This is a genomic window from Microcystis sp. M179S2, from assembly GCF_020245805.1.
GTDB classification, from domain to species: Bacteria; Cyanobacteriota; Cyanobacteriia; order Cyanobacteriales; family Microcystaceae; genus Microcystis; species Microcystis aeruginosa.
Genome location: NZ_JADBUE010000041.1, coordinates 1 through 3,125, shown reverse-complemented (window position 1 = coordinate 3,125; position 3,125 = coordinate 1). Strand labels below are relative to the sequence as shown.

The window sequence follows — 3,125 nt, the reverse complement described above, 5'->3', positions numbered from 1 at the left end:
GAAATGGGGCGAAAGTCTGTGGACTCTGTGTAAGACAGTACATGGTTTTTTAACTGTGGTATGCGACGGTGGTGGAAGCAGAAACTTAAATCGTGAGGTTTAGGAATCGCCGCACTTTTAGGGCGGCGAGGATGTCAAAATTCCCAACCCCCAACCCCTATTCCCGAAAAACTGATAACCGCTCAGGTACAATAAAACCTTGAGGCTTAATAGACATTGAGATTATGGGTAACACTTTCGGACGACTATTTCGGGTTTCCACTTTTGGAGAATCTCACGGGGGTGGGGTAGGAGTGGTTATCGATGGTTGTCCCCCGCGCTTAGAAATTTCCCAAGAGGAGATTCAAATCGATTTAGACCGTCGCAAACCGGGACAAAGCAGAATCGTGACCCCGCGCCGAGAAAATGACATTTGTGAGATAATTTCGGGCGTTTTTGACGGCAAAACCCTCGGTACACCGATCGCTATTTTAGTGCGGAATCAGGATGCTCGTTCGCAAGATTACAACGAAATGGCCGAGAAATTCCGACCTTCCCATGGGGATGCTACCTACGAAGCAAAATACGGCATTCGCAACTGGAAAGGAGGAGGCAGATCCTCGGCCCGGGAAACCATCGGCCGGGTGGCCGCAGGAGCGATCGCTAAAAAAATCCTTAAATCTGTCTATAATGTCGAGATTATCGGCTATGTGAAGCGAATTAAAGATATTGAGGCAATCATCGACCCCAACACCGTCACCCTCGACGAGGTGGAAAGTAATATGGTGCGTTGTCCCAACGGGGAAACGGCCGCCCAAATGATCGCCCTGATTGACCAAATTCGCCTGAATAAGGACTCGATCGGCGGTGTGGTGGAATGTGTAGCCAGAAATGTGCCGAAAGGTCTAGGAGAACCCGTTTTTGATAAGCTAGAAGCCGATTTAGCTAAGGGGATGATGTCCTTACCTGCGAGCAAGGGATTTGAAATCGGATCGGGATTCGCGGGAACCTTCTTAACCGGCAGCGAACACAATGACGAGTATTTTATCGATGATAACGGGTTAATTCGCACCACTAGCAATCGTTCAGGAGGCATCCAAGGGGGAATCAGTAACGGTGAAAATATTATTATCCGCATCGCTTTTAAACCCACCGCGACTATCGGTAAAGAACAAAAAACCGTGACGCGCACCGGGGAAGAAACCACCCTGGCAGCCAAAGGAAGACACGATCCTTGCGTTTTACCCCGAGCGGTCCCTATGGTAGAAGCGATGATGGCTTTGGTATTATGCGATCATCTGCTCCGTTTTCAGGGACAATGTACGATTAGCGATCGCTTTTTCTAAACCTTTACCTGCGATGAAATTTTTATTCCTTCATGCCAATTTTCCCGCCCAATTTCGCCATTTAATCACGGTTTTGGCTCAAGACCCCGGAAATCAAGTGATTTTCGGCACTACCAGGCAAGAGGGAGAGATAGCGGGGGTAAAAAAATTTATTTACAAGGAAAGTCGCGCTGTTTCTCCCCAAACCCATCATTATGTCCGTCCCCTCGAAAGTGCGGTTTTGCAAGGTCAAGCGGTTTATGGTGTTTGCCAACAACTGAAAAATCAAGGATTTTATCCCGATATTGTCTATGCACATTCTGGCTGGGGGCCGGGTCTATTTATCAAGGATATTTTCCCGAAAACTAAGTTTTTAGCCTATTTTGAATGGTTTTATCATGCCCATGGTTCCGATGCTGATTTTGATCCGGCGGATCCCCTTAATGCTGATGCCGAGGCCCGGATTAGAATTAAAAATGCGCCAATCCTCATCGATCTGGTCAGTTGCGATCGAGGTTTATCGCCGACTATCTGGCAAAAACAACAATTTCCCCCCGAATTGCACTCGAAACTGACGGTTTTACACGATGGCATCGATACGGACTATTTCTGTCCCCGTCCCGATGTGCAGTTAGTGATTCCAGAGATAGGTTTAGATTTATCCGGTGTTAAGGAGATTGTCACCTATGCAACCCGGGGAATGGAACCCTATCGCGGTTTTCCCCAATTTATGACGGCTGTTTCCCTAATTTTAGCCCGTCGGCCTAACTGTCATGTGGTGATTGTCGGGGAGGATCGGGTCGCTTATGGGAAAACTCTACCGGACGGCAAAACCTATAAACAATTGATGTTAGAAAGCCTTTCTTTGGATTTATCCCGGGTGCATTTTACCGGTTCTCTGCCCTACGGTCAATATAAACAGGTTTTACAGGCATCAGCGGCCCATATCTATCTTACCCGTCCTTTTGTGCTGTCTTGGTCAATGTTAGAGGCCATGGCCATGGGTTGCGTCGTGATTGGTTCCGATACTCCCCCCGTGCGAGAATTAATTACCGATGGGGAAAATGGTTTATTAGTGGATTTCTTTTCTCCTCAACAAATAGCCGATCGCGTGGATGAAGTGTTAGATTATCCCCAGGGTTGGCAAAATCTGCGTTTAAATGCCAGGGAAACTATCAAGCAACGCTACGACCTCAAACAATGTTTACAGGATCATCTAGATTGGTTATTGAGTTGATGAAATGAGAGCATTTTCAAAAAAATACTGTCTTTTAAAGGATTCATATCGCTATTAAATTCTTTCTCTTACAATCCTAATTCCTTCCCAAGCAGGAATATTACCTGCTCGTCTTTCTTCTAATAATACGGAGGCGATGAAACGGTTAAAAAATTGTTCCCTTTTGATGGAATATTGAGAATTTAATTCTCGGCATTCTGCAACTGTTAAGTTAACCCATAATCTTTAGATAGGCGGAAAAAATCACCATTTTATATTGTTATGTTGATTCAATAATTTTTATCCCTGCTCTAAATTCCCGCAGTGCTTGAGCATGATTTTCTGTATTAATACAGCGCATCAATAAACCTACATCTAAACTCGGTAAAAGTTGCGATTTACTAACAGCTTCATATCCCTCATTTCCTAAACTATAAAACAATAACTCATCATTCATACAAAACCAAACTTCGGGAATTTGTAAGCGTTTGTATGCTTCCAGTTTATTAATTCCTCCACTACTAACAACCACCTCAATCACTAAATCAGGATGTTTTCTATTGGCTCCCAACTCATAGGATTTATCACCTTCTCTTTTAACCTTT

At 44.7% G+C, this 3,125-nt stretch carries 3 protein-coding genes; 2 read left to right on the top strand and 1 reads right to left on the bottom strand.

Features of this window, described 5'->3' with window-relative positions:
• The first annotated feature begins 224 nt into the window (after positions 1–224).
• Positions 225–1,325, top strand: coding sequence for a chorismate synthase (aroC, locus tag IM500_RS02385; RefSeq protein WP_190717985.1), 1,101 nt, complete (start codon positions 225–227; stop codon positions 1,323–1,325).
• Between the two features lie 13 nt (positions 1,326–1,338).
• Entirely contained in the window at positions 1,339–2,541 is a 1,203-nt protein-coding gene (locus IM500_RS02380; RefSeq protein ID WP_287737559.1) for a glycosyltransferase family 4 protein, read from the top strand.
• Between the two features lie 259 nt (positions 2,542–2,800).
• Here the strand turns inward: IM500_RS02380 and IM500_RS02375 are convergent.
• Positions 2,801–3,125 (bottom strand): Uma2 family endonuclease (locus tag IM500_RS02375; RefSeq protein ID WP_287737558.1); only part of this gene is annotated, 325 nt, incomplete at its 5' end.

Bases quoted from the DNA above. Each gene is read 5' to 3' on its own strand.
- aroC (WP_190717985.1), top strand. From the start codon at position 225: ATGGGTAACACTTTCGGACGACTATTTCGGGTTTCCACTTTTGGAGAA.
- IM500_RS02380 (WP_287737559.1), top strand. From the start codon at position 1,339: ATGAAATTTTTATTCCTTCATGCCAATTTTCCCGCCCAATTTCGCCAT.